General features: G+C 41.5%; 27 protein-coding genes. 16 read left to right on the forward strand and 11 right to left on the reverse strand.

Translation table 11 applies throughout. The features are described from left to right. Window positions 1-69: 69 nt before the first annotated feature. The 7 genes from ACE1B6_RS28365 to ACE1B6_RS28395 all read right to left on the reverse strand — a co-directional run bounded on the left by ACE1B6_RS28365 (window position 70) and on the right by ACE1B6_RS28395 (window position 7,091). Complete coding sequence (locus tag ACE1B6_RS28365) at window positions 70-1,149, reverse strand: glycosyltransferase family 4 protein (protein WP_413260659.1); 1,080 nt, start codon at window positions 1,147-1,149, stop codon at window positions 70-72. A gap of 446 nt (window positions 1,150-1,595) precedes the next feature. After that, on the reverse strand, window positions 1,596-2,336 hold the full coding sequence (locus ACE1B6_RS28370; RefSeq protein ID WP_413260660.1) for an HAD family hydrolase: 741 nt from the start codon (window positions 2,334-2,336) through the stop codon (window positions 1,596-1,598). Between the two features lie 84 nt (window positions 2,337-2,420). Continuing rightward, complete coding sequence (locus tag ACE1B6_RS28375; RefSeq protein WP_413260661.1) at window positions 2,421-3,632, reverse strand: 30S ribosomal protein S1; 1,212 nt, start codon at window positions 3,630-3,632, stop codon at window positions 2,421-2,423. Window positions 3,633-3,912: 280 nt separating this feature from the next. After that, window positions 3,913-4,482: a transcriptional regulator NrdR gene (gene nrdR, locus ACE1B6_RS28380; RefSeq protein ID WP_413260662.1), complete on the reverse strand. Its 570-nt coding sequence runs from the start codon at window positions 4,480-4,482 to the stop codon at window positions 3,913-3,915. 239 nt (window positions 4,483-4,721) lie between these two features. Continuing rightward, window positions 4,722-4,817: a photosystem II reaction center protein T gene (locus tag ACE1B6_RS28385; RefSeq protein ID WP_413260663.1), complete on the reverse strand. Its 96-nt coding sequence runs from the start codon at window positions 4,815-4,817 to the stop codon at window positions 4,722-4,724. Window positions 4,818-4,944: 127 nt separating this feature from the next. Then, window positions 4,945-6,480, reverse strand: coding sequence for a photosystem II chlorophyll-binding protein CP47 (psbB, locus tag ACE1B6_RS28390; RefSeq protein WP_413260664.1), 1,536 nt, complete (start codon window positions 6,478-6,480; stop codon window positions 4,945-4,947). Window positions 6,481-6,755: 275 nt separating this feature from the next. Continuing rightward, complete coding sequence (locus ACE1B6_RS28395) at window positions 6,756-7,091, reverse strand: hypothetical protein (protein WP_413260665.1); 336 nt, start codon at window positions 7,089-7,091, stop codon at window positions 6,756-6,758. A gap of 598 nt (window positions 7,092-7,689) precedes the next feature. Here ACE1B6_RS28395 and ACE1B6_RS28400 point away from each other — a divergent pair. Beyond that, window positions 7,690-9,018, forward strand: coding sequence for a cytochrome-c peroxidase (locus tag ACE1B6_RS28400; RefSeq protein ID WP_413260666.1), 1,329 nt, complete (start codon window positions 7,690-7,692; stop codon window positions 9,016-9,018). A 127-nt stretch (window positions 9,019-9,145) separates the two neighbouring features. Here ACE1B6_RS28400 and ACE1B6_RS28405 read toward each other — a convergent pair whose 3' ends face one another. Together ACE1B6_RS28405 and ACE1B6_RS28410 are read right to left on the reverse strand one after the other, a co-directional pair. Beyond that, window positions 9,146-9,415, reverse strand: coding sequence for a type II toxin-antitoxin system RelE family toxin (locus ACE1B6_RS28405; RefSeq protein WP_413260667.1), 270 nt, complete (start codon window positions 9,413-9,415; stop codon window positions 9,146-9,148). Next, window positions 9,408-9,701: a type II toxin-antitoxin system Phd/YefM family antitoxin gene (locus ACE1B6_RS28410; RefSeq protein ID WP_413260668.1), complete on the reverse strand. Its 294-nt coding sequence runs from the start codon at window positions 9,699-9,701 to the stop codon at window positions 9,408-9,410. The genes ACE1B6_RS28405 and ACE1B6_RS28410 overlap by 8 nt, the downstream gene beginning before the upstream one ends. 151 nt (window positions 9,702-9,852) lie before the next feature. Here ACE1B6_RS28410 and ACE1B6_RS28415 point away from each other — a divergent pair, with 151 nt between their 5' ends. Further along, on the forward strand, window positions 9,853-10,044 hold the full coding sequence (locus tag ACE1B6_RS28415) for a type II toxin-antitoxin system HicB family antitoxin (RefSeq protein ID WP_413260669.1): 192 nt from the start codon (window positions 9,853-9,855) through the stop codon (window positions 10,042-10,044). Window positions 10,045-10,052: 8 nt separating this feature from the next. Continuing rightward, window positions 10,053-10,265 carry a type II toxin-antitoxin system HicA family toxin gene (locus ACE1B6_RS28420; protein WP_413260670.1) on the forward strand — a complete coding sequence of 71 codons (213 nt, stop codon included), beginning with the start codon at window positions 10,053-10,055 and terminating at the stop codon, window positions 10,263-10,265. An 84-nt stretch (window positions 10,266-10,349) separates the two neighbouring features. Here the strand turns inward: ACE1B6_RS28420 and ACE1B6_RS28425 are convergent, their stop codons facing one another. Next, entirely contained in the window at window positions 10,350-10,595 is a 246-nt protein-coding gene (locus ACE1B6_RS28425; protein WP_413260671.1) for a DUF4926 domain-containing protein, read from the reverse strand. Between the two features lie 304 nt (window positions 10,596-10,899). After that, window positions 10,900-11,631, reverse strand: a complete 732-nt coding sequence (locus tag ACE1B6_RS28430; RefSeq protein ID WP_413260672.1) for a DUF3800 domain-containing protein — start codon at window positions 11,629-11,631, stop codon at window positions 10,900-10,902. Window positions 11,632-11,827: 196 nt separating this feature from the next. On the opposite strand from ACE1B6_RS28430, the gene mnmG reads away from it, so the two are divergent. The 13 genes from mnmG to ACE1B6_RS28495 all read left to right on the forward strand — a co-directional run bounded on the left by mnmG (window position 11,828) and on the right by ACE1B6_RS28495 (window position 23,447). Continuing rightward, window positions 11,828-13,723 carry a tRNA uridine-5-carboxymethylaminomethyl(34) synthesis enzyme MnmG gene (mnmG, locus tag ACE1B6_RS28435; RefSeq protein WP_413260673.1) on the forward strand — a complete coding sequence of 632 codons (1,896 nt, stop codon included), beginning with the start codon at window positions 11,828-11,830 and terminating at the stop codon, window positions 13,721-13,723. A gap of 136 nt (window positions 13,724-13,859) precedes the next feature. After that, on the forward strand, window positions 13,860-14,099 hold the full coding sequence (locus ACE1B6_RS28440) for a hypothetical protein (RefSeq protein ID WP_413260674.1): 240 nt from the start codon (window positions 13,860-13,862) through the stop codon (window positions 14,097-14,099). A 356-nt stretch (window positions 14,100-14,455) separates the two neighbouring features. Next, window positions 14,456-15,673, forward strand: a complete 1,218-nt coding sequence (locus tag ACE1B6_RS28445) for an RNA-guided endonuclease InsQ/TnpB family protein (RefSeq protein WP_413260675.1) — start codon at window positions 14,456-14,458, stop codon at window positions 15,671-15,673. Between the two features lie 54 nt (window positions 15,674-15,727). Continuing rightward, window positions 15,728-16,939, forward strand: a complete 1,212-nt coding sequence (locus tag ACE1B6_RS28450; RefSeq protein WP_413260676.1) for a hypothetical protein — start codon at window positions 15,728-15,730, stop codon at window positions 16,937-16,939. Window positions 16,940-17,081: 142 nt separating this feature from the next. After that, window positions 17,082-17,654, forward strand: coding sequence for a TIGR04376 family protein (locus ACE1B6_RS28455; protein ID WP_413260677.1), 573 nt, complete (start codon window positions 17,082-17,084; stop codon window positions 17,652-17,654). Window positions 17,655-17,776: 122 nt separating this feature from the next. Further along, window positions 17,777-18,112: a cation:proton antiporter subunit C gene (locus ACE1B6_RS28460; RefSeq protein WP_413260678.1), complete on the forward strand. Its 336-nt coding sequence runs from the start codon at window positions 17,777-17,779 to the stop codon at window positions 18,110-18,112. Beyond that, window positions 18,109-19,551, forward strand: a complete 1,443-nt coding sequence (locus tag ACE1B6_RS28465) for a cation:proton antiporter (protein ID WP_413260679.1) — start codon at window positions 18,109-18,111, stop codon at window positions 19,549-19,551. Before ACE1B6_RS28460 ends, ACE1B6_RS28465 begins: the two co-directional genes overlap by 4 nt. Beyond that, complete coding sequence (locus tag ACE1B6_RS28470; RefSeq protein WP_413260680.1) at window positions 19,536-19,925, forward strand: Na+/H+ antiporter subunit E; 390 nt, start codon at window positions 19,536-19,538, stop codon at window positions 19,923-19,925. Before ACE1B6_RS28465 ends, ACE1B6_RS28470 begins: the two co-directional genes overlap by 16 nt. Beyond that, window positions 19,922-20,182 (forward strand): hypothetical protein, encoded by a 261-nt coding sequence (locus ACE1B6_RS28475; protein WP_413260681.1) that lies wholly within the window; start codon window positions 19,922-19,924, stop codon window positions 20,180-20,182. The genes ACE1B6_RS28470 and ACE1B6_RS28475 overlap by 4 nt, the downstream gene beginning before the upstream one ends. Before the next feature lies 1 nt (window position 20,183). Then, entirely contained in the window at window positions 20,184-20,462 is a 279-nt protein-coding gene (locus ACE1B6_RS28480; protein WP_413260682.1) for a monovalent cation/H(+) antiporter subunit G, read from the forward strand. Beyond that, entirely contained in the window at window positions 20,455-21,039 is a 585-nt protein-coding gene (locus ACE1B6_RS28485) for a DUF4040 domain-containing protein (protein WP_413260683.1), read from the forward strand. Before ACE1B6_RS28480 ends, ACE1B6_RS28485 begins: the two co-directional genes overlap by 8 nt. Then, window positions 21,039-21,698, forward strand: a complete 660-nt coding sequence (locus ACE1B6_RS28490; RefSeq protein WP_413260684.1) for a Na(+)/H(+) antiporter subunit B — start codon at window positions 21,039-21,041, stop codon at window positions 21,696-21,698. Before ACE1B6_RS28485 ends, ACE1B6_RS28490 begins: the two co-directional genes overlap by 1 nt. Window positions 21,699-21,980: 282 nt before the next feature. Continuing rightward, window positions 21,981-23,447: a cation:proton antiporter gene (locus ACE1B6_RS28495; protein WP_413260685.1), complete on the forward strand. Its 1,467-nt coding sequence runs from the start codon at window positions 21,981-21,983 to the stop codon at window positions 23,445-23,447. The last annotated feature ends 1 nt before the right edge of the window (window position 23,448 follow it).

The following is a 23,448-nucleotide window of genomic DNA, read 5'->3' on the forward strand; positions in this document are numbered from 1 at the left end:
TGGTTATCTTAATCTAGTCAGAAATTAAAAAATCCACCTAAATTTTAGGTGGTTATGTAATCTTCAGTTTTAAGCAAATTGCATTCTTCTTACCGGGCGAGAATGACCATTGTGGGCAAACCGTTCTGCCAAAATCTTTTCATAAACTGCTTCATAACCTGAAGTCATTTCTTGGACGCTAAACTTGTCAATTACGTGCTGACGGCAAGTATAGCGATCGAGTTGAGTAGCTGGTTCAATTGCTGCAACACATTCCTCAAGACTATCACAGAGAAAACCTGTCTTACCATCAGCAATAACCTCAGTAGTTGAACCTAAATTCATCGCGATCACGGGCGTTCCTGATACCATTGATTCAACCATTACTAACCCAAAAGGTTCTCGCCAAGTAATGGGGAACAGTGTCACCGCTGCATTGCCCATCAATTTATTTTTTTGGACGTGGTTAGCTTCACCAAGAAATTGAATTTGTTCCCCATCAATATGAGGTTTGATTTTTTGCTCGAAGTATAAGCGATCGACTACATCTACCTTACCTGCAATCTTTAATTGCCAACCAGAACGTTTGGCAATCTCGATCGCTAAATGCGTACCTTTTTCAGGAGAAACTCGCCCTAAAAATGCTAAATAAGGTGGATCTTGTGGCTTTTCATAAAACTTAAACGCGCTCACATCAATGCCATTATAAACTGTCCCCACACAGTTCAAATTTAACCGCGCTTCCCTTTGAGCATCCGAAATACTTACGAAAGGTTGTTGGCGAGAGTAGGCATACAATTTCTCATTATCAGGAGTGAAAATCCCATGTAATGTGTGAATTGTCGGCGTTTTTACTAAGTTAGCAAAAGGTAAAGCTACACAACCAATATGAGAGTGAATTACATCAAATTCCGCAGCTTTTTCATACACTCGACTTAGATGTAACATCTCATAGATGTTATATTCTTTCACTGAATTATCTAAGCGCAAAGCACGAGGATGAACCCACTCCAATTTGGCTAAACTAATTGAATCTCCAGAAGCAAACAAAGTTACTTCATGACCACGTTTGACTAGTTCATTACAAAGCAGTCCTACTACTAATTCAACTCCTCCATAAGCGGGAGGTGGAACTCTTTCCCATAAAGGTGCTATTTGAGCAATTCTCATGTTTTCTCCTGGCACTTAACAGTAAATTTAGCCATTTAGCTCAAGCTGATTTGCCAATCTTTTAGTTAGCAGAATACTTATTCACAGAGAATCTTGAGACTGCTATAAATTAAATTGCCTTTAGCTTGTCTAACTGTTATGCAAATGTTATCCTTGTCTGAGATCGTTGTTACTCCACCTCAAGACGGAAAGTAAGACAAGTACTTTTTAATTTGTTGACTCTCTCAGAAGATAGATTGACTAGAGCTTAATCAGATAAAAGTAACAACTGCTACGCCTTAATCAGCGATTTCGATCGGTTAAGTACTTATCAGAATTGTTGTGAAGCAACCTCATATAATAACTGAAAAATTAGCGAATTTATGGGAGAAAAATTGGTAAATACAACTGTTTTTCCACCCATTGCAGGTGGAAAACTTATCTGAAGAATTAGGAAATATGAAGTTTTAGCAATTGACAACTTCCAGTCGATCTAGTTGCTCAATAGTTACATCTGCGATCGCTAAATGACTGGCTTGAGAATTTTCCCAACAAATCCCAATACAACCAGCAGCGCCAGCTTGACGCGCCATTTCCATATCGCTGACAGCATCACCAACCATCAAAGTCGCACTAGGTTCTACTCCTAACTTTTCACAAGCTTGCCAAAATAAAGCCGGATCTGGTTTACTAGGTCCTCGATCCACTCCCATAGCTAACTGAATATAATTAGTTAGCTGATATCTTTGAACAAAAGCTTCCACTTTTGCCGTAGTATCGGCTGAAAGAATGCCTAACTTTAAACCAGCAGCGGATAGTAATTGTAAAACTTCCAAACACCCCACAAATAAAGGTGAAGGTGCAGCATTTTGAAAGTGTCGATCTGCTTCACTAAAAGCACGACGAGCGATCGCCAAAGACTCCATCCACCCCCTACCAGTTTCCGCAATATAAGCCGCCGCCGCAATTTCATTTTCCCGGCGACTTCCCACCGCCATTAAACCAGTCGGATCGATTTGATTACTATCAACACCAAACGCCATTAACAACGGATCGCCAACTCCGGGAATTTCCGCATCTATTAAGCGCGATCGTTTTTGAGCTAAATTTCGCAAAAACTCTGCCGAATTTTCCAAAGTCCCATCTTTATCAAAAATTATCCCCTGAATCTCAGGAAAAATTACTTCTTTACAGCGAATATTTACCACAATATTTCTCTCCCAAATCGATATTACCAACAAAAAAAGAGGGTTTTTCCCTCTTAGTTTTTGGTAACTTCTTTTAAAAATCAATTATTCCTCTTCAGCAGAAGGTAATACTTCATCTGCTTCTTCTGCAACCGCTTCTGATTCAGTTGTTGCTACAGCACCAACCCCAGCCGGAACTGCTTCCTCTTCTGCACTTACCGCTTCGGTTTCTGCTTCCACAACTTCAGCCACCTCTGCTGGAGCCGCTGCTTCCGCAGTCACAGTTTCCGCAGTCACAGTTTCCGCTTCCGCTTCCACATCCACATCCACATCCACATCCACATCTTCAGCCACCTCAGCCGGAGCCGCTTCTTCCACAGCTACCGCTGCTTCCGCTGCTGCGGGAACTTCACCTAGTAACTTGGCTCGTTGCTGTTCCCGATACTTCGCCGCCATTTCTTCCGCCATATCGTAAACGCGATCGCGGTTCCGAATCATATCCCCAGCTTCTGGTTCCAACTGCTTAGTAGAAAGCGAAATTCTTCCCCTTTCCGCATCCAAGTCAATGATCATCACCTTAATTTCATCATTGACATTGAAAACGCTGTGAGGTGTATCGATATGTTCGTGGGAAATTTCCGAAATGTGTAGTAACCCGCTTACACCACCAATATCGATAAACGCACCATAAGGTTTAATACCACGTACCGAACCAATTACCACTTCACCAACTTCTAAGCGGTTCATCTTCCGCTCAACTAATGCGCGTCTATGGGAGAGAACTAAACGATTTCTGTCTTCATCTACTTCTAAAAATTTTAGTGGTAATTCTTCCCCTACTAAATCTTCTTTAGGCTTCCGAGTACTGATATGAGATCCCGGAATAAAACCACGTAACCCTTCAATTCTGACTAATGCTCCACCACGGTTGGTAGCAAAAACCTGCGATCGCACGGTAGCATCTTCTGCTTGCAACTGGCGCACCCGTTCCCAAGCACGCATATATTCAATGCGGCGAATCGAAAGAGTTAATTGTCCATCTTCATTTTCATCAGTAAGAATGAAGAACTCGCGAGTTTCGTTGGATTGTAACACCTCTTCAGGAGCGTCTACTCGGTTAATCGACATTTCCTGAATTGGAATATAAGCCGCCGTTTTAGCACCAATGTCAATCAGAGCGCCCCTCGGCTCTATACTAAATACAGTACCAGCTACAATATCACCAGGATTGAAGTGATAATCGTATTTGTCGAGTAGAGCAGCAAAATCGTCGAGAGTAAAACCAATATCGGCAGTTGTTGTTTTCTGATTGACCATGCGAATCGAACCTTGTCCTTGTTAGTTTTTGTAAAATTTCGCCTCCTGTCGATGTATACGCACGTTTTTAATGTGCCGTTTACACCTTCATTCCTCCAAATCTCATATATTAGCATTGTTTTAGCTAAGGTGATTCAGAGTCCAGACATATTATTTTAACTTAACTAGAGCAAGTCAAACTAGTTTTTCCGATTTTCTTGGTTTTGCAGGTGAGTATTTAGCCAATCAACGATCGAGTTGGCTAGTGTTAAAGGACTAAAAGCTTTGATTTAGCAGGACTTCAACGAATCTCAGAATGGGCGAAAGTTGCTGTTTTTTGGGTTTCCTCCATCTTTAAGCCAGAATTTTCGGCAACTAAATTATTGTTGGTGGGGATTTCTTCTCTGGATGCTGGATGATGCTCGTTACGGAGTTGATTTAAGGTATGAATGAAGTCCGCAATGCCGCGAAATTGGCGATAAACTGAAGCAAAGCGCACGTAAGCTACTTCACTTAAATAGCGGAGTTTTTGTAACACTAATTCACCAATTTCATTACTGGTAACTTCGCGCACTTCTCGCTGTTGTAATTCAGATTCTACCTCATCTGTAAGTGCTTCGATACACTCTTGGGAAATACCTGTTTTTTCGCAAGCCCGGACAATTCCTCTTAAGAGTTTAGAGCGATCGAAACCTTCTCGCCTTCCATCTCGCTTAATCACTGTCACCGGAACAAATTCAATTTGTTCATAAGTGGTAAAGCGACGCTTACAGCGGAGACATTCTCGACGACGGCGAATACTTTGTCCGCCTTCTGCTGAACGTGATTCCAGCACGCGATTATCTGGGTTATTACAGAAAGGACAACGCATTTGGGAAAATCCTTTTATACTAAACAGTGGTAAATGCTGACGCATTCTACTGGGAAAAAATGCCAATTAAGTACCGATAGATCGATCGCCCCTTAATCGAGATTTTGACACAAAACTCAGCTTTCTAGTAAAAAAAAGCAAATTCAGCTGTTACCACTGTTCTGGTTTTGATTAGATCGCCAGTCAGGTAACAGCTGTGGAAAATTTTAACCCGGAGCCTTTAGAGGACGTAAAAGTTATTACTTTTCGATGCGGGGAGGTTCGCGAAAAGCGATCGCAAAGAACAGCACACCCAAAGTAATCGTAAAGATCAGAACGTAAGCAATGCTTTCCATATTAAAAAATCCTGACTATCCTAATTAACAGTTTACCAATCGTCAAAGAGGTAAGGTCTAACGCCCTAACAAAATTGATGAATTAGTTAGTCGTTAGACCTTAGCGAAAAAGTCTGGAAACAAGAGACTAGATAGGTTGATCGCGGCGGGTAGATTTGTCACCCACTTTCTGATAGAAACCCCATTCCACTTGTTCTTCAGACAGATCGGGATCGACACCCGCGAATACATCACGGTAGATGGTACGAGAACCGTGCCAAATGTGCCCGAAGAAGAACAACAGCGCAAATACAGCGTGTCCGAAAGTGAACCAACCGCGAGTGCTGGTACGGAACACACCATCAGAACCTAAAGTTTCGCGATCGAACTCAAAAGGTTCGCCCAATTGAGCTTTCCGCGCATATTGCTTCACATCAGCAGCATCGGTAAAAGTCTTGCCATCGAGTGCGCCACCCAAAAAGCTGACAGTTACGCCCATTTGCTCGAAGCTATATCTAGATTCAGCACGACGGAAAGGAATATCAGCACGAACAATGCCATCCTTATCAGTCAGCACCACAGGGAAGTTTTCAAAGAAGTTAGGCAAGCGGCGAACAGTTAATTCGCGACCTTCTGCATCCTTAAATACTGGATGACCTAACCATCCTTGAGCAATCCCATCTCCCTTATTCATTGGGCCAACGCGGAACAAACCACCTTTAGCTGGGCTGTTACCTACGTAATCATAGAAAGCCAATTTTTCGGGAATTTGTTCGTAAGCCTGAGCCAGAGTTGCACCATCAGCTACACTAGCTTGGACTCGACGTTGGATTTCTTGTTGGAAGTAACCCTTATCCCACTGATAACGGGTGGGGCCGAATAGTTCGATCGGTGTAGTAGCATTGCCGTACCACATCGTACCAGCGACCACAAAGGCAGCAAAGAAAACCGCTGCAATACTGCTAGAAAGTACGGTTTCAATGTTCCCCATCCGTAAAGCTTTGTAGAGTCTTTCCGGTGGTCTAACTGTCAAGTGGAACAAACCAGCAATAATCCCCACAACCCCCGCGGCAATGTGGTGCGCCACCACACCACCAGGGTTGAACGGGTTAAAACCCGCTGGTCCCCATTCAGGTGCTACAGGTTGAACGTGCCCAGTTATGCCATAAGGATCGGAAACCCACATTCCAGGGCCAAATAGACCTGTCAAGTGGAAAGCACCGAAACCAAAGCAAAGTAAACCAGACAAGAACAAGTGAATCCCAAACATTTTGGGCAAATCTAATGCAGGTTCGCCAGTACGGGGATCTCTGAATAGTTCCAAATCCCAATAAACCCAGTGCCACACGGCAGCTAGGAACAGCAAACCAGCTAAAACGATGTGAGCGGCGGCAACACCTTCAAAGCTCCAGACACCTGGATTAACATTTACTTTGTCAGGGATGATGCTCCAACCGCCCCAAGAGTCCGTTACTCCTAAGCGTGCCATGAAGGGCATGACGAACATACCCTGCCGCCACATAGGATTAAGAACGGGGTCGCTGGGGTCGTAAATAGCTAGTTCGTACAGGGCCATCGAACCAGCCCAACCTGCCACTAAGGCAGTGTGCATAAGGTGTACAGATATTAATCTGCCTGGATCATTCAGGACGACTGTATGTACTCGGTACCAGGGTAGTCCCATTGACTACGCTCCTCCTCGATGAGTGATGTCGGATCTAACGAACTTTTGTGCAGTTTGTTAAGGTTTAGGTTGCTGCGGCTGTCCAGGATATCTTCCTAAAGTTGCCTTTAATTAAGATACCTTGGCAGTTTAACAATGCGTTTAACAAAATGAGAGTATTTAAAGAAGTGTAACTTTTGATTGCACCTATTGCAAGCAGATCTAGGCGCTGTATTGTTGACAGCACTTAGACTCACAACCAGCTGCACTCCTCAAGTTACAGTCTTAAGTTTAAGTTACAATACGACCGATTGAATATTTTTTACTTGACAAACTGTTTCGGCGGCACTCAGCCTTTCCAGAACTTGGTCGGCGCTAATCAGTCGTTTGAGTACTACTTGTCCGATCGTATTCGCGGCTCGTTCGATTTGTTTTGTGGCTACAGGTTTGACTTCTACAGTTAAAATCACATCTTCCACCTGATACAGCCACAATTGTTCGTTTTGCTCCACAAAATAAAGGTTTAAGCGTTGAATGTGGGGTCTGCGTCGCCAAGCTGTATCGTTCCACAGTCCGTCTGACGACCACACCCGCCCATAAGTCCAACCTTCGGAAAGAAAAAAATATTTCACTGATATTCTTTGTATGAGTTAACTTTAAGTTCATCGAAGCCCGATCGCAGGAGTGATTCCTACAGAAGGCGATTAGATTATATGTTAATACGGTTCAGTTAAGGGTAGTGCCAGCATCTTGCTCGCTAGGGATATATAAGCCAGCAAGATGCTCGCACCACAATAATCAGAGAATCGTCTATTCACACTCTCGCCGTTAATCCTGATGGATGTAACGGGAGATGAATTGCTCTATCAAGATAAGTTTCTGTAGGACTAAACTGTTAAATAATCTCTTGATAATACTCGCTTAAATTAGTAAATTAAATCAAAGAATTGTAACCACAAAATCAAGAATTGTATTTTTCTAATAAAAATAGACAATTTACGAAAATTAAAGTTATAGAGTCATGTATGGAGCGAAAAACTAAATAGAGGATTGGAGTAAGAATGTCAAGGGGATGTTGGGAAGTATTTGTTGTCTATATTTCCGTTTTCCAGATAAACCCCCGATCTGTGAAGCTTTTATTTTTACCATTTTACACCCGAATAAAGTAATCATAACTAAAAAAACAATCAATCGGTTGTTTTTCAATCCATTGTGTAGGAGAAAAACAGAATGTTGAACCAAAAAATGTGCAAATTTATCTTGTTAATATGCACAGTAATCATTTTTTCCGGCATGATGGGAGGTGTGTTCACTCCCATACCTGCATCGAGTTCTATACCGCTGAGTAACGAACAAAAATTGGGAAAATCGATCTTTTTTGATAACACCCTTTCCCTCAACGAAAATCAATCCTGTGCAACTTGTCATGTCCCCCAGATAGGCTGGACGGGAGATGATGAATTAATCAATGTCAAAGGATCGGTTTACGAAGGTTCAGTCAAAACTTTATTTGGCAACCGTAAGCCACCCACTGTCGCTTATGCCACTTTTAGCCCGATTCTCCATTTTATAATTGACGAGGAACAGCCATTATTTGTAGGTGGCAACTTTTATGATGGGCGGGCAACAGGCGAAAAACTAGGAAATCCGGCTGCCGATCAAGCTCAAGGGCCTTTTATGCAGAATGTGGAACAAGGACTTGTGGATAGTGCTTATATTGTGCATCGAGTTTGTGAAAACAAATATCCCGTTTCTTTAACAGATATTTGGGGGAAGGAGATTTGCAATATTTCCTGGTCTAAGATGGACTCAAAAGCTGGGGATAAAGAAGTGGTTTTATCTTCAGAAGAGAGAAGTAAAGTTGAGAAAGCTTACGATGCGATCGCTCAATCCATAGCAGCTTACGAAGCATCCCCCGAAGTCAGCGCCTTTACTTCTAAATATGATTACTACTTAGCAGGTAAAGTACAACTTACACCCCAAGAAGCCAAAGGATTAGAACTGTTTAATGATAAAGGCAAATGTGCCGAATGTCATATCTCTAAACCAGGTTTACATGGAGAACGCCCCCTGTTTACCGACTTCACCTACGACAATTTGGGAACACCACCCAACCCGGAAAATCCCTGGTATACTATGCCTACTAAAATCAATCCTGATGGCAAAAATTGGGTTGATAAAGGACTAGGTGAATTTCTCGCCACAAATCGTTGGTATAAGTTTTATGCTAATGCCAACATGGGTAAACAAAAAGTACCAACCCTCCGTAATGTAGATATGCGCCCCTCAAGTGAATTTAAGAAAGCTTACACCCACAATGGCTATTTCAAATCGTTAAAATCCGTCGTTCATTTTTACAATACCAGGGACACTATACCAACTTGTCCAAGTAGAATGACTGAGGCAGAATCGCTAGCAAAAAATTGTTGGCCTGCTCCAGAAGTGAAGGAAAATGTGAATAAAGACGAACTAGGAGATCTGCGTTTAACTGACGCTGAAGAAGATGCGATTGTTGCTTTTATGAAAACCCTCACTGATGGTTATAACGTTTCTAATTAGGATGATAAGGTGCGATCGCTCTTTCTCAAATAAGGCAGTTATTTGTATTATCTGGCTGGAGCGATCGTAGTTGTAATTGTATGCCAGCGAACGATAAAATAGCCAACAGATATTTCATATTTAACACCTACAAATTCTGATAAACTTCATCATCATTACGCTTACCAACCCTAAATACTTCAACCTCGTTATTTTCAATAGTGTAAAGAATTCGATACTCACCTTGATCGACACGGTAAACTGTTTCATAACCCTGTAATTTCTTACAGTCTTGCGGTTGAGGGTTACTTTGAAGAGAAAATATTTTTTTCACAACTTGCTTGAACTGCTTAAGTTGTAAATCATACAACTCTTTTTCGGCAGCTTTGGTGAGTCGTAAGGCGTAACGCTCAGTCATTGATAATATTCTCGATAGTTAAGTCAGTACCGTGCAGTTTATTGTAACCTTCTATGACTTCCTCAATAGTAACAAATTCACCATCATTTTCAGCCATACGCTGACGCACTATTTCAGCATCCCTTGCGTCTTCTAAAGCTTCTAATCGCTTTAAATCCTCGTAGCTAATAATCGCTGCTACTGCTTTACCTTCTTGTTCGATTACAACTCTGTCGCCGCGATCGCCTACACTAGTTATAATCTCTGTTAATCGATTTTGAGCTTGGGTTGCATCTACTTTTATCATACTTACACCTCGTTAGATAATCAATTTTAACAGATGGGATTATCGAGTGCGATCGCTCTTTTGCCATTTTGCTGAAATTAAATATATAATTAGACCAAATTGGATATTTTACTGGAAATAATCAGCGAAGTTGAGGCAAGGTAATCTAAAAATGCGCTATAAAGTAAAGTTAGAAAAATCGGAAGAAGGCTATGCGATTTGGTGTCCGGCTTTACCCGGTTGTTGGTCGCAGGGAGACACAGAAGAAGAGGCTTTAGAGAACATCAAAGATGCAATCCAAGCTTATTTGGAAACGGTTGAAGAATTAACTAAAAATGCAGAATATCGTTATGTGGAAGTGTGATAATTATTATGCCGAAACTTCCAGGGATTAATCATTTACGAGCAGTTAACGCATTTGAAAAATCTGGTTTCGCAATTGTGCGACAAGGAAAACATATTACCATGACTAATGGTGAAAGAATTATCACTATTCCTAGAGCTAATCCAATCAATGCTTATACTATGGCTGGAATTGTTAGAGATAGTGGATTGACAATTGAAGAGTTTCAGGAATTTTTGTAGTTTCTGCAATTGAGGATTGCATCTAATTTTGTCATATTTACACCTCTTGTAATTATGATTTGGGACAATATTTTTATCTTGTGATTAAATAGTAACTGCTTCAGAGCGCACAAAAGGTATATCTCCATGAGTAGGTGCGCGGAGCATACTTCCTGGCAAAGTTACCACAGCAATTGTAGAACCTAACATATCAAAAAATTCTACACTATAACCTGTTTCTAGTCCGGGAACATCGTGACGTTCAACTACTGTACCCACATCTCCTAAACGAAGGTGTTCTTCCACTACATCGCTCAGAAGTACAACATCTGTATATAATTGAAAATCCATTTTTCTTCCTTTTTGTTCTAGTTTAGTAAATACTCGGTAAGCAGAGTTTTCTAAGGAACGGTTAACCGTATTTGACAGGATTAGAAATTATAATCTAAGATTAGATAGTATACAAAGACAAGGTGCCCCGAACTGTACGGGGAGATATGGCATGGTTGAAATACCGTGCGCCTGTCAGTGACGAGGTACCCCGAACTGTACGGGGAGGTATGGCATGGTTGAAATACCGTGCGCCTGTCAGATAACTCGATGTTTTTTCTTTTCCATCGACTGTGAACCCACGACTATTTTTGTCGTGGGTTCCTTATAAGATAGTTTCTTTTATTTCTGGGATTTCGACTAACTGTATTTTCGGCTGAAGAATCTTGAATGCTTCTAATAATTGTGCTTTGTGAGCATCTCCGTCTATATGTTGTAATTTAAGACTGAGCAGGTAGGCAAAATAATCTGCTATCTGTAGACCAATGCAAAACTGCGAAACACCAAACCAAGGTTGTTCTATAAAGCCTGATTCATAATCTTTAGACCTTACCCAATCTCGGTAAGCTTTAACCAAGCGACCATCTTGAACACTGGTGCTGTGTGTAGAACGGGAGTCCATGAGTAAAATTCCCCTGGTGTAAGAATGCTTTAAAAAAGCATCTAACTCTTCTAGTAACCGATTAAAAGTTAAACGATATAGCAATACATCATTTTTCAATTCTTCTCTATTCATATAATATAATTGTTTGTTAACAACAACAGCAAATATCTGAAGCGGTAGTTGAGCTAGAGTGTTTGATAATTCTAAAAAAATCCGAACGCGAGATTCCCATTTATGACCCTTGAATAGTCCCTCCCCTCGACAAAGATCGCGAGTCTTTAGTTCCCATTCTTCTGGATTCTTTTTCAGAAAAATTTGTTGTTTGCAAACGGAAAATTCTTTATATATTTGTAAAGAATGCTGCTCGTCAACAGCAATAGCAGCTAACACAAAAAAATTTGTCTGATTATCATTTGAACAAGTACCACTTTCATCAACATAAAAAAGAAACATATTGCTTATGGAAAACTTTTGAAACGTAAGTAAACAAAGGAAAATACCATAATACAATGTTAATAATTATACAAAAAACTATAATTGTCAATACGGCATTTTCTCAGTTAACACAGGCTGCTAAACTAACCGCTACAATAAACCAATGAGTCCTTAATTGCTCAAACCCTGACTTCGATCGCACGTTTAACCCCTTATGTCTGTACAATTCCAAAAAGAATTTGATATTGTTGTTGTTGGTGCAGGACACTCCGGTTGTGAAGCTGCACTTGCTACCGCACGACTCGGTTGTAGTACCTTACTTTTAACCCTTAATCTTGATAAAATCGCTTGGCAACCTTGTAACCCCGCAGTGGGTGGCCCAGCGAAGTCTCAATTAACACATGAAATTGATGCACTTGGGGGCGAAATCGGCAAAATGACCGATCGCACTTACCTACAAAAACGAGTGCTAAACTCTTCTAGAGGGCCAGCAGTTTGGGCTTTACGCGCTCAAACAGATAAGCGAGAATATGCAGCGGTAATGAAGCGAATTGTCGAAAACCAAGAAAATTTGACAGTCCGCGAAGGCATGGTAACAGATTTAGTTTTGGGGAAAAACGAAGAAATAATTGGGGTTGAAACTTACTTCGGTGTAGCGTTTGGATGTAAAGCAGTAATTCTCACCACTGGCACTTTTTTGGGTGGGAAAATTTGGGTGGGAAATAAGTCAATGTCCGCCGGACGTGCAGGAGAATTTGCCGCAGTTGGATTGACAGAAACTTTGAATCGGTTAGGTTTTGAAACGGGAAGGTTAAAGACAGGAACTCCGGCAAGAGTTGATAAGCGATCGGTCGATTATACTAAAATGGAACCACAACCAGGAGATGCCGAAGTTCGCTGGTTTAGTTTTGACCCGGAAGTTTGGGTAGAAAGAGAACAAGTACCTTGTTATATGACAAGGACAACCGCAGAAACTCATCGTTTGATTCGAGAAAATTTGCATTTGTCTCCGGTTTATGGCGGTTGGGTTGATGCTAAAGGGCCGAGATATTGCCCTAGTATTGAAGATAAGATTGTGCGATTTGCGGATAAAGAAAGTCATCAGATTTTTATCGAACCGGAAGGTCGAGATATTCCTGAATTGTATATTCAAGGATTTTCGACTGGGTTGCCAGAAGATCTACAATTATTAATGTTGCGGACTCTTCCCGGTTTGGAAAACTGCGAAATGTTGCGTCCTGCTTATGCGGTGGAATATGATTATTTACCCGCGACTCAGTGTTACCCAACTTTGATGACGAAGAAGATTGCAGGGTTGTTTTGTGCGGGACAAATTAACGGAACAACGGGTTATGAAGAAGCAGCGGCGCAGGGTTTTGTGGCGGGTGTGAATGCGGCGAGATTTGTCAGAAATCAAGAGATGATTGTTTTCCCCCGCGAACAAAGTTACATCGGGACTTTAGTGGATGATTTGTGTACCAAAGATTTGCGGGAACCTTATCGGATGTTGACAAGTCGATCGGAATATCGGTTAATATTGCGATCGGACAACGCCGACCAAAGAATGACACCATTAGGAAGAGAAATTGGGTTAATCGATGACCGTCGTTGGGAATTATTTAACCGGAAACAGGCGAATATTACAGCGGAAAAAGAACGATTGTACAGTCAGCGGATTAAAGAACATGATGAAGTGGGAAAAGCGATCGCAAACAACACCCAACAAGCAATCAAAGGTTCCATCACCTTAGCAGACTTATTGCGTCGTCCCGGATTTCATTATCTTGATTTAAACAAATACGAATTAGCAAACCCCGACTTAACCCAAGCAGAAAGAGAAGGTGTAGAAATTGACCTAAAATATTCAGGTTACTTACAACGACAACAACATCAAATTGACCAAATCGCCAAACACGAACATCGCAAACTTCCCCCAGATTTAGATTACTCTGCAATTACCACCCTTTCCAAAGAATCTCGCGAACAACTGACCAAAGTCAAACCTTTAACTATTGGACAAGCAGCGAGAATCGGCGGAGTTAACCCAGCAGACGTTAACGCTTTATTGGTGTATTTAGAACTTCGTTCCCGTCAGTTAAGTACCAGGTAGATTGTTGTGCTTCAGCACCCTTATCAAGATTGATAGTAAGAGTGCTAAAGCACAACAACATACTAATTATGATAAATTCTCCGGCAATAATGTCATCAGTTGCGTATAATGACTGGGGTTTTAGTCAACATTTTCTATGGAGACATACTTAGTTCAATTTGTTTATTACGCAGCTTTTGAACATCCTAATACTGAAAGCGCACCTACTGAAGATAAAGAGTGGATGAAAACTTATCGCATCATTCCCAGAGTGGGAGATTGTGTATTTAAAGACGGAGAATGGTTTCAAGTAGAAAGAGTTTTTCTCTATCAACCATCAGGAAAAGGAATAGATGCACAAGTGCAATGTTCTTTTTATGGCACTGATAAAGTATGAAAGTAATAGTTTTTACCAAGTTTATCGGAATAGAAGCAGAAACTAAGAACTTTCCCACCACTGACCGCTGACCGACTACCAACAGAGAAAAAACTGCTGTAAGCTATAGCTGATTAGCAAGCGTATAATTGTTAGGGTTCTAGCAATATTTTTTATAGAAACTTTAGCTTCGCACCTAGCGTCATCCGCACCTTTAACAGAAGTGTCGGCAGAAGTCCCCAACTAAAATCTCTGATGCGAGTTGGGGATGAATGACGACCAACTAACTTAGAAGCAAAGCAACGATATTGCTAGATTTGTCGAAAGATGCCACAATCTTATTGTAATCAACGATAGCCAATAAGGAGGTGAGATGAGTGCAGCGCAAAGTAGTCAAAATCCGTATTTACCCAACAGTTGAACAGCAACATAAACTAGCTCAAGCCTTTGGATGCGCTAGATGGTGGTGGAATTACGCTTTGAACAAAAGCGTCGAAACCTATCGCGAAACGGGTAAAGGATTGGGACAATCAGCGTTAAACGCACTATTGCCAGCACTCAAGAAAAGCGAAGAAACTAAATGGCTAGGTGATTGCTACAGTCAAGTATTGCAAGCGGCTACATTAAATCTAACTACCGCATATAAAAACTTTTTTGAGGGAAGGGCAGGGTTTCCTAAATTCAAATCTAAGAAAGGGAAGCAGTCAGTTCAGTATCCCCAGAATGTAGCAAGTTTAGAGAATGCCATCAAAATTCCTGGGGGAATTGGAGAAATCAAAGCTTCAATTCATCGTCCGATAGATGGCAAAATAAAAACTGTGACCCTCAGCAAAACCCCTTCAGGTAAATATTTCGCCTCTGTCTTATTTGAAATAGAAGGTGAAACACCCAAAACAACAGAAGGGAAAATTTACGGAATAGATTTAGGAGTTAAACATTTCGCTGTAGTTAGCGACGGCGCAAAGATTTCTAAGTACGACAATCCCAAACATCTAGCCAAACATGAAAAGAACTTAAAACGCAAGCAACGAAAACTTTACCGGAAAAAAGATGGAAGTAAAACTAGGGAAAGGTATCGTAAATTAGTAGCTAAGGTTCATGAGCGAGTAGCCAATGCGAGGCAGGATTTCCTACATAAACTTAGTTATAAGTTAAGCAGCGATAGCCAAGCTGTGATAGTAGAGAATCTTCATGTAAAAGGCATGGTTCAGAACCATAATTTAGCTAAAGCTATATCTGATTGTGGATGGGGAACTTTTGTTAATTTTTTAGCTTATAAACTAGAGCGCAAAGGTGCGAAGCTTGTTGAAATTGATAGATGGTTCCCTAGTTCCAAACTCTGCTCTAATTGTTATCACCAAGTCTCGGAAATGCCGCTTGATGTTAGGGAATGGATTTGCCCTAATTGTGGCACTAAGCATGATAGAGACGGGAACGCTGCGACAAACATTAGAGAAGAAGGAATCAGAATCATAAAGGCAGATGGAACAGCTGCCTCTGCTAGTGGAGGGGAGGTAAGACCGAAGACCGGACGCAAATCCGTTCTCAGGCACTCCCTTGTGAAACTAGAAGCCCCAACTATACCGTTAGGTTAGTTGGGGTAGTTCACACGCTATCGTTAAAATCAGCAAGGAGTGAATCAGCAATATATGCCACAGGAAGCCAGTACCAACCAGATTGCGGTTAAATCTTTAGAGGGAAAATCAGACCAACCTTGGTCAATGGATGCGAACGCCAATCGTTTGATGGACGATATTTTCGCAGACGTGGAAAGAATACTCGAAAGTGGTAGTGAAACGCCAACAGTACCAGCTGAGCCCGCGGAATATGTTTCTTTCCAAAAAGTTGCTGTTCCCTCAGTGACCATTCCCGCAGAAATTACCTCTCGTTCTACAGTAAAAGAACCAAGTACTAAACCAGAAAAAATCGAAAAGCGTCAGCAATCTGGGAAATCCCTGGAAAAATGGTTGTTGATTGCGGCTTGTGCTTCTTTAGGAATTACTTTGTTATTGTGGGTTTTAGGTCAAGGTAAATTGAATTGGTTATTGGGGAATAATTTCGCCTCGAACCCGAAAGCGACCCAAGCGACACAGAAAGAGTTAGCTTTTGTCGATTATATGCAGCGATCGCTAGAAAGTATCGATCAAAAAGCGGAAAATCGCCAGCAAGTTCCCGTAGTTCCTCCAGCACCTCCACCGACTCAACCACCTTTACCTGTGTTGTCTCCGGGTAATTTACCGCAAAATTCGAGCCGTCCTAATGTTTTAGAACGAGTTTACATCCCAGTTTATCCCCAACCACGGATTATCTACACCAATCCTGTTCCTAATGCTGCATCTCCAGCAGCAAAACCTTCTCCCCAAGCTGCTTCTCCAACTCCAAAAGCAACTTCTACAGCAAAAGCTTCTCCAACTCCAGCAGCAAGTCCGAAACCTGAAGCTAGACAAACCTCTCGTCCTGCGAGAACAGCGCCAGATGTTCCTAAAGTTAGTGCTGCTTTACCAAATCAAACAGCTTCACCTACTGCAAAACCAGCTGCTTCTCCCACCCAAGCTGCATCTGAATCTCCCAAAGTTGCAGCAGTTTCTCCTTCACCAACAGCACAACCTACTTTGAGAAGTCGGTCTCCACAAGCTACTGCTCCTACTTCTACTAATCAGTATAGTTTGCGCGGAGTTTTAGTTTTGGGAAACAGATCGGCGGCTATTTTTGAAGTTGGCGGTGTTTCTCGGCGGATTTATGTCGGAGAAAGCATTGGTTCCAGTGGTTGGACTTTGGTAGAAATTAACAACGAAAATTCCGAAGCTGTCATTCGCAGAAATGGCGAAGTTCGCTCTATTTTCGTCGGACAACAGTTTTAGGTGTTTTGAGTTTGTAGGGGCAGGTTTAGTAGATAATCTATAAGTCAAATAAAGAATCTTGAAGACAAAACCTGCCCTTACAGAGTTCTAAATTCTAAACTCAAAACTCAGAATTCATAAATTATTCAAAGGAGTTTAAGCAGTGGGTTTATTTGAAGATTTAAGCCGTTTTTTAGAAAGTCGTTTAGAAGAATATCTTCGCAATAATCCGCATTTGGAGTTACAAGCTTTAGAAGAACAATTGCGAGAACAAGAAGAAGATACAAGGCGGTTAATTGCTGACTTAAAATTGCAGGAAAAAAAGGTTGAGGAGCAAATTTTTAATACTGCTCAAGAAGTGCAACGTTGGCATATTCGGATTGAGAAGGCGAAAGCAGCAAATAGAATGGATTTAGTCCAACCTGCACAGGAACATGAAGCGGCTTTGTTGCGCCAAGGAAATCAGCTTTGGGGACACATGAAAGGTGTGAAAGAACGGATTAGTAAAACTCAGGAATTGTATCAACAAATCGAAGTGCGAAGACAGGAAGTGCGGGCAAAAGCGGCGCAAGCAGAAGCGGCGCGTGCTAGTGCAAAGGCGGGGGCGCAAAATGTGGGTTGGAATCAAGGTAGTACTTTTAAATCTACCAGTGGAATGGATTCTTTGGAAGCGGAATTTAGCCGTTGGGAAGCTCAGGAAGAATTGGAGCAAATGAAGAAGAATATGGGGCGTTGATGATAGAGATTTGATATGGTTATAGTTGGAAATGTTTATGGTATCGATCTTCTTTTATGCGCTCTATAAGTAAATCTTTGATAAAATAATTGCGATCGCTCCCTTAGCAACAGGCAATTCTAGTGTTAGAAGCGTGTGTATTAGCAACAATATTCTGTGGATTTTTCGGGATCATCCTGAAAAAAAACCTGATGATGAAGATCATCGCTATGGATGTGATGAGTACGGGGGTGATTGCCTATTATGTACTGATTGCGTCGCGAGAGGGTTTGTTCACACCTATTTTGGGCACTGTTAACAAAGGGACTTTTGCCGATCCAGTCCCCCAAGCAGTTATATTAACAGCGATCGTGATCGGCTTTTCGATTCAGTCGTTAATGCTGGTTGGGGCGATGAAACTGGCACGGAATAATCCCACTTTGGAAATTAACGAGATCGAGAAGAATAATACACCATGAATACCTTGACGATCGCATGGATCGCACTCCCCTTTTTTGTCGGGTTCGTCATCTATTTAATTCCTCAACTCGATCGCTATCTAGCACTGGTAGTCGCCTTGGCTTCCACTGGATATGCAGCACTGCTATTTTTAGAAAAATCGCCCCTGACACTGCAATTACTCGATAGTTTCGGTGTTACCTTATTCGCTGACCAATTAAGCGCCTTCTTTATTTTGACAAATGCGCTGGTAATGGCAGCGGTACTCTTCTACTGTTGGAACAGCGGGAAGACGGCTTTTTTTTATACCCAAGTCGTTATTTTACATGGCAGTGTTAATTCCGCTTTTCTCTGTGCGGATTTTATGAGTTTATACGTAGCATTGGAAGTACTTGGGATTGCTGCGTTTTTGTTAATTGTTTATCCGCGCACGGATCGATCGATCTGGGTTGGCTTGCGCTATCTCTGCGTCAGCAATGTCGCATTACTGTTTTACCTAATCGGCGCAGTATTAGTCTATCAAGCCCATAATTCCTTTAGTTTTACAGGTTTGGCTGACGCACCCCCCGAAGCTTTAGCCCTAATTTTCTTAGGACTCTTGACAAAAGGCGGAATTTTTGTATCGGGATTATGGTTGCCCTTGACTCACTCGGAATCGGACACTCCAGTGTCAGCAATGCTGTCGGGAGTTGTAGTCAAAGCGGGAGTTTATCCCTTGGTGCGTTGTGCGCTAATGGTGCCAGAAGTTGACCCAATAGTAAGAGTTTTCGGCGTGGGAACTGCACTTCTGGGCGTGTTCTATGCCGCCGTTGAAAAAGATACTAAGCGGATGCTGGCATTCCACACAGTTTCCCAGTTAGGCTTTGTCCTCGCCGCCCCGCTTGTTGGGGGTTTTTATGCGCTGACACATGGACTAGTCAAATCCGCACTCTTTTTAATTGCAGGTAACTTACCAAGTCGCAACTTTAAGGAACTGCAACATCAGCCGATTAGTACCCCAATCTGGATTGCTTTAGTAATAGCTAGTTTCTCAATTTCTGGATTTCCCTTGTTGTCGGGATTTGGGGCAAAGGTGTTGACATCAAAGAATTTTTTGCCTTGGCAAACGATCGCGATGAATATTGCCGCCTTGGGAACAGCAATTTCATTTGCTAAATTCATTTTTTTGCCGTTTGGAGGAACAGAAAATCATACAAAACCTGGTTTCTGGATGGCAATAATTACCTTAATTGGTGGGTTGTTTGTCGCTAATGTTGTTTATTACGAAGCTTACACTGTCGAAAATATCATCAAACCTCTAATTACCATTGGTTTTGGATGGTTGGCATACTTGCTGATTTTTAAACGTTTAGCTATCAAGTTACCTCGTAACATAGAGCAATTCGATCATTTGATCGGTGTGATGGCTTTGATTTTAGTCTTTTTGTTCTGGAATGGATTTGCATGGTTGGGTATCTAAATCTGATATTGCGATTAACCATCTGGTTTTTGCTGACTGCCAATTTCAGTTTGCAAAATATTTTTATTGGCATCATTGTGGCATTTCTATTGCCCGGTCTGGACAAAACTCCGGTAGTATTAAGAGATTGGCTGCGGGTGTTAGGTGAAATTCTGGTGGCGATTCCTCAAGCATATTTTGAGGCATTTGAAATTATGCTTCGTCCCCATAATGAAGAAGATGTGACAATGGAAAGAGTCAAACCACAACGGACTCCAGGGCTGATATTCTTGGATATCTTCTTAATCACTTTTACGCCAAAAACTATCGTGTTGAAATATCACAAAGATGGCTGGTACGAAGTTCACTGGGTACGGAGGCGGAATAACAGATGAATATAGTTTTAATAGCAATGATTTTCGCCCTGCTTATACCCATCTATGAAGCCTTGAAAGATGATAATATTTGGCAAAAGATGTTGGCATTTTCCAGCGTGGCGACTAAGACAACAATTATGATTTTGGTTGTATCTGTCTTACGTGATGACTGGATGATCGGTGTGGTTGGGATAATCATTTTGAGTGTGGGGAATGCAGCATTAATGTTGCTGGCTAATGTGTTGAAACGAATTAATCAGGTGTCAAATAGTTAATATGATCGACCTGTTAAGTTATATCTTGATTGGCTTAGGACTCGTTTTTTGGTTTTGGGGAACTTCTCATCTGTTGGGGAAGCGATCGGTCTTGTTCAAGCTGCACAGTCTTTCGGTTGCTGATACTTTAGGATCGATGGCGATCGTGGTTGGGCTATTTTTGCAAAGACCTAACGAATGGCCCCTGCTGCTTTTGGGAATCATATCTCTGGCAATCTGGAATACAGTGCTGGGATATGTATTGGCATACTGCTCGAGTACGGAGGGTAGCCATGAATAATCCCGATCTTTATATTTACCTACTCGTCGCCCTGTTGCCGTTGTCTGCCTGCATGACGGTGTTTGAGGTTAATCCTTACCATGCTCTGGTGATTCGTGGCATCTTAGGAGCAATAGCAGCAATGGTATATGCCGTTTTGGGTGCGGCAGATGTGGCTTTGACGGAAGCTTTGGTGGGTACAATGTTGGCGATTACCCTATATGCGGTAGCGGTGCGATCGTCAATGGTAATGCGCCTGGGTGTGGTAAAAGATGTGGCGAAAGAGTCAGAGGAAGACCTGAATTTTAAGCGACTGATGGAGGCGTTGCGAAGGACTTTTAGTAAACGTTTTATGCGTCTGGAAATCATTTCTTATGAGGATAAAGACGGCTTACAACAAGCGTTAATGGAAAAGGAAATTCATGCAACTTGCGTTCGATTTGTTCCCTTAGAAATGGACGATCGAGAAGAGGAAGAAAAACCATATCATACGGCGACGAGAGTTAAAAGCATCTATGAAATTATGGAATCGGAACTTTCGTCATCAGAAACTAGTTTGACTTATGTAAACATACCAGATTCCGGGGAGAAGCATTAATGAAATGGGTCTATATTGCAGCGGGAATAGCGTTGTTTATCAAAATCCTACTTGTGCCTAACCCAACTTTAGACTCATCTTTGCCGATCGTGGATTCGATCGTCCAAGATAGTGGAGTTCCTAATGCTGTTACGGGAATTATTTTTCGGAATCGGCTTTATGACACGATTTTTGAAGTGGTAGTTTTTACGATCGCAATCATGGGTTGTTACTTTCTGCTGGCAAACGAAAAGCCCCAAAGTAAGGTTTATCAATTTACAGATGAACCTTCAATTGTTTTAGCACGTTTGGGAGCAACAATTTCGGCGTTAGTGGGAATTGAATTGGCAATTAGAGGTCACTTGAGTCCGGGTGGTGGATTTGCGGCTGGGGTGGCTTTAGGAACTGCGATCGGATTGGTGGCGATCGTGTCATCCCCGGAATGGATGCAAGCAATTTATCAACGTTGGAAAGCGGCTACTTTAGAGAAAATTTCGGTGCTAATTTTTGTTGTTTTATCAGCAATTACTTTGATCGGAATAGAGTTACCACACGGACAGTTGGGCGAACTTTTCAGCGGTGGTATTATCCCTATACTCAATATTTTAGTCGCCATAAAAGTGGGTTTAGGTTCTTGGGCAGCTGTTTTAATTTTTATTCGTTATCGAGGATTGTTTTAAGATTCAGCTTATTTTAAGTTGCAACCCCTCCCCGTCCATAGGGAGGGACAACGATCATTGAAAAGTGAAATGGTTATGATTGGAAATCGTTATATTATTAATTTTATTTTGGCGTTCTATTAAGTTTAACTTTGATAAAATAATCAGAAGAAATTATTTTCCGCGCCAGCTAATTCTAGTATTAGAATTGTGATTCAGGGATGAAATACTGATTGGTGCGATCGAGTTAATACTCAATAATTTGACTTTGGAAATCCAAGAGATAGAGAAATATAAAACACCATGAGTACCATTACGATCGCATGGATTATACTCCCATTTTTTCTAGGGTTTATCATCTACTTAGTTCCTAAAATCGATCGCTATCTAGCACTTTCTGTAGCCATAGTTTCGGCTGGATATGCTTTACAACTATTTGCAGAACGATCGCCACTGACGCTGCAATTACTAAATAGTTTCGGTGTGACATTATTTGCCGATCGATTAAGTGCTTATTTTATATTGACAAATGCACTGGTAACAATGGCTGTTTTTCTTTACAGTTGGAATCTGGGGAAAACAGCTTTTTTTTATACCCAAGCTACTATCTTACATGGCAGCATTAATGCTGTATTTATTTGTGCAGATTTTATCAGTTTATATGTGGCATTAGAGGTAATTGGTATTGCCGCATTTCTGTTAGTTACTTATCCCCGAACGGATCGATCGATCTGGGTAGGCTTGCGCTATTTGTTTATCAGCAACACAGCAATGCTGTTTTATCTAATCGGGGCAGTGCTAGTTTATAAATCAAATCATTCTTTCGCTTTTACAGGTTTGCCTGGGGCACCAACTGAAGCATTAGCTTTGATCTTTTTGGGATTATTAACAAAAGGAGGAGTTTTTATTTCCGGGTTATGGTTGCCCTTGACTCACTCGGAATCAGAAACTCAAGTATCGGCAATGCTTTCTGGTATTGCGATCAAAGCGGGAGTTTTTCCTTTAGTGCGTTGTGCCCTAATGTTCGATCAAGTTAGTCCGATCGTTAGGATCTTTGGAGTAGGGGCAGCACTTTTGGGAGTGATTTATGCCGCATTAGAAAAAGACACCAAGCGGATATTAGCATCAAGTACAATTTCCCAAGTAGGCTGGATTCTCTCGGCACCAGAAGTCAGCGGCTTTTATGCCCTGGCACATGGATTGGTAAAATCGACTTGTTTCTTGATTGCGGGTAACTTACCAAGTCGAAATATTCAAGAATTACAACGGCAGCAGATTAACACAGGGCTTTGGATTGCTTTAGTGATGGCAAGCCTTTCGATTTCGGGTTTTCCTTTATTTGTCGGCTTTGGGGCGAAAATGTTGACTCTGGAGAATGTGATGCCCTGGCAAACTTACGCCTTGAACATTGGGGCGGTAGGAACGGCGATCGTTTATGCCAAATTTATATTTTTGTCGCCTGGGGGACAAGAGAATGTCCGCCCTGGTTTGTGGCTACCAATAAGTTTATTAATCGGTGGATTAATTGCTACCAGTGCTTTACATTTAGAGGTTTATACTATTGCTAATATCACAAAAACTCTGATAATTATTGGTATTGGATGGTTGGCTCATCTTTTGATTTTTAGGCGATCGTTGTTTACTTTGCCGCGTGGGTTAGAAAAGTTTGAGAATTTGATTGGTGTTATGAGTTTGATGTTAAGCCTGCTGTTCTGGATAGTAGTTTTGAAATTGGGGTGGTTGGAGGAAGTGCGATCGGGATTGTTGTAAG

The sequence above is a fragment of the Floridaenema fluviatile BLCC-F154 genome (genome assembly GCF_041929135.1).
GTDB lineage: Bacteria > Cyanobacteriota > Cyanobacteriia > Cyanobacteriales > Aerosakkonemataceae > Floridanema > Floridanema fluviatile.

Bases quoted from the DNA above. Each gene is read 5' to 3' on its own strand.
- ACE1B6_RS28365 (WP_413260659.1), bottom strand. From the start codon at position 1,149: ATGAGAATTGCTCAAATAGCACCTTTATGGGAAAGAGTTCCACCTCCC.
- ACE1B6_RS28375 (WP_413260661.1), bottom strand. From the start codon at position 3,632: ATGGTCAATCAGAAAACAACAACTGCCGATATTGGTTTTACTCTCGAC.
- nrdR (WP_413260662.1), bottom strand. From the start codon at position 4,482: ATGCGTTGTCCTTTCTGTAATAACCCAGATAATCGCGTGCTGGAATCA.
- ACE1B6_RS28385 (WP_413260663.1), bottom strand. From the start codon at position 4,817: ATGGAAAGCATTGCTTACGTTCTGATCTTTACGATTACTTTGGGTGTG.
- psbB (WP_413260664.1), bottom strand. From the start codon at position 6,480: ATGGGACTACCCTGGTACCGAGTACATACAGTCGTCCTGAATGATCCA.
- ACE1B6_RS28400 (WP_413260666.1), top strand. From the start codon at position 7,690: ATGTTGAACCAAAAAATGTGCAAATTTATCTTGTTAATATGCACAGTA.
- ACE1B6_RS28405 (WP_413260667.1), bottom strand. From the start codon at position 9,415: ATGACTGAGCGTTACGCCTTACGACTCACCAAAGCTGCCGAAAAAGAG.
- ACE1B6_RS28410 (WP_413260668.1), bottom strand. From the start codon at position 9,701: ATGATAAAAGTAGATGCAACCCAAGCTCAAAATCGATTAACAGAGATT.
- ACE1B6_RS28415 (WP_413260669.1), top strand. From the start codon at position 9,853: ATGCGCTATAAAGTAAAGTTAGAAAAATCGGAAGAAGGCTATGCGATT.
- ACE1B6_RS28420 (WP_413260670.1), top strand. From the start codon at position 10,053: ATGCCGAAACTTCCAGGGATTAATCATTTACGAGCAGTTAACGCATTT.
- ACE1B6_RS28425 (WP_413260671.1), bottom strand. From the start codon at position 10,595: ATGGATTTTCAATTATATACAGATGTTGTACTTCTGAGCGATGTAGTG.
- ACE1B6_RS28430 (WP_413260672.1), bottom strand. From the start codon at position 11,631: ATGTTTCTTTTTTATGTTGATGAAAGTGGTACTTGTTCAAATGATAAT.
- mnmG (WP_413260673.1), top strand. From the start codon at position 11,828: ATGTCTGTACAATTCCAAAAAGAATTTGATATTGTTGTTGTTGGTGCA.
- ACE1B6_RS28440 (WP_413260674.1), top strand. From the start codon at position 13,860: ATGGAGACATACTTAGTTCAATTTGTTTATTACGCAGCTTTTGAACAT.
- ACE1B6_RS28450 (WP_413260676.1), top strand. From the start codon at position 15,728: ATGCCACAGGAAGCCAGTACCAACCAGATTGCGGTTAAATCTTTAGAG.
- ACE1B6_RS28465 (WP_413260679.1), top strand. From the start codon at position 18,109: ATGAATACCTTGACGATCGCATGGATCGCACTCCCCTTTTTTGTCGGG.
- ACE1B6_RS28470 (WP_413260680.1), top strand. From the start codon at position 19,536: ATGGTTGGGTATCTAAATCTGATATTGCGATTAACCATCTGGTTTTTG.
- ACE1B6_RS28475 (WP_413260681.1), top strand. From the start codon at position 19,922: ATGAATATAGTTTTAATAGCAATGATTTTCGCCCTGCTTATACCCATC.
- ACE1B6_RS28480 (WP_413260682.1), top strand. From the start codon at position 20,184: ATGATCGACCTGTTAAGTTATATCTTGATTGGCTTAGGACTCGTTTTT.
- ACE1B6_RS28485 (WP_413260683.1), top strand. From the start codon at position 20,455: ATGAATAATCCCGATCTTTATATTTACCTACTCGTCGCCCTGTTGCCG.
- ACE1B6_RS28490 (WP_413260684.1), top strand. From the start codon at position 21,039: ATGAAATGGGTCTATATTGCAGCGGGAATAGCGTTGTTTATCAAAATC.
- ACE1B6_RS28495 (WP_413260685.1), top strand. From the start codon at position 21,981: ATGAGTACCATTACGATCGCATGGATTATACTCCCATTTTTTCTAGGG.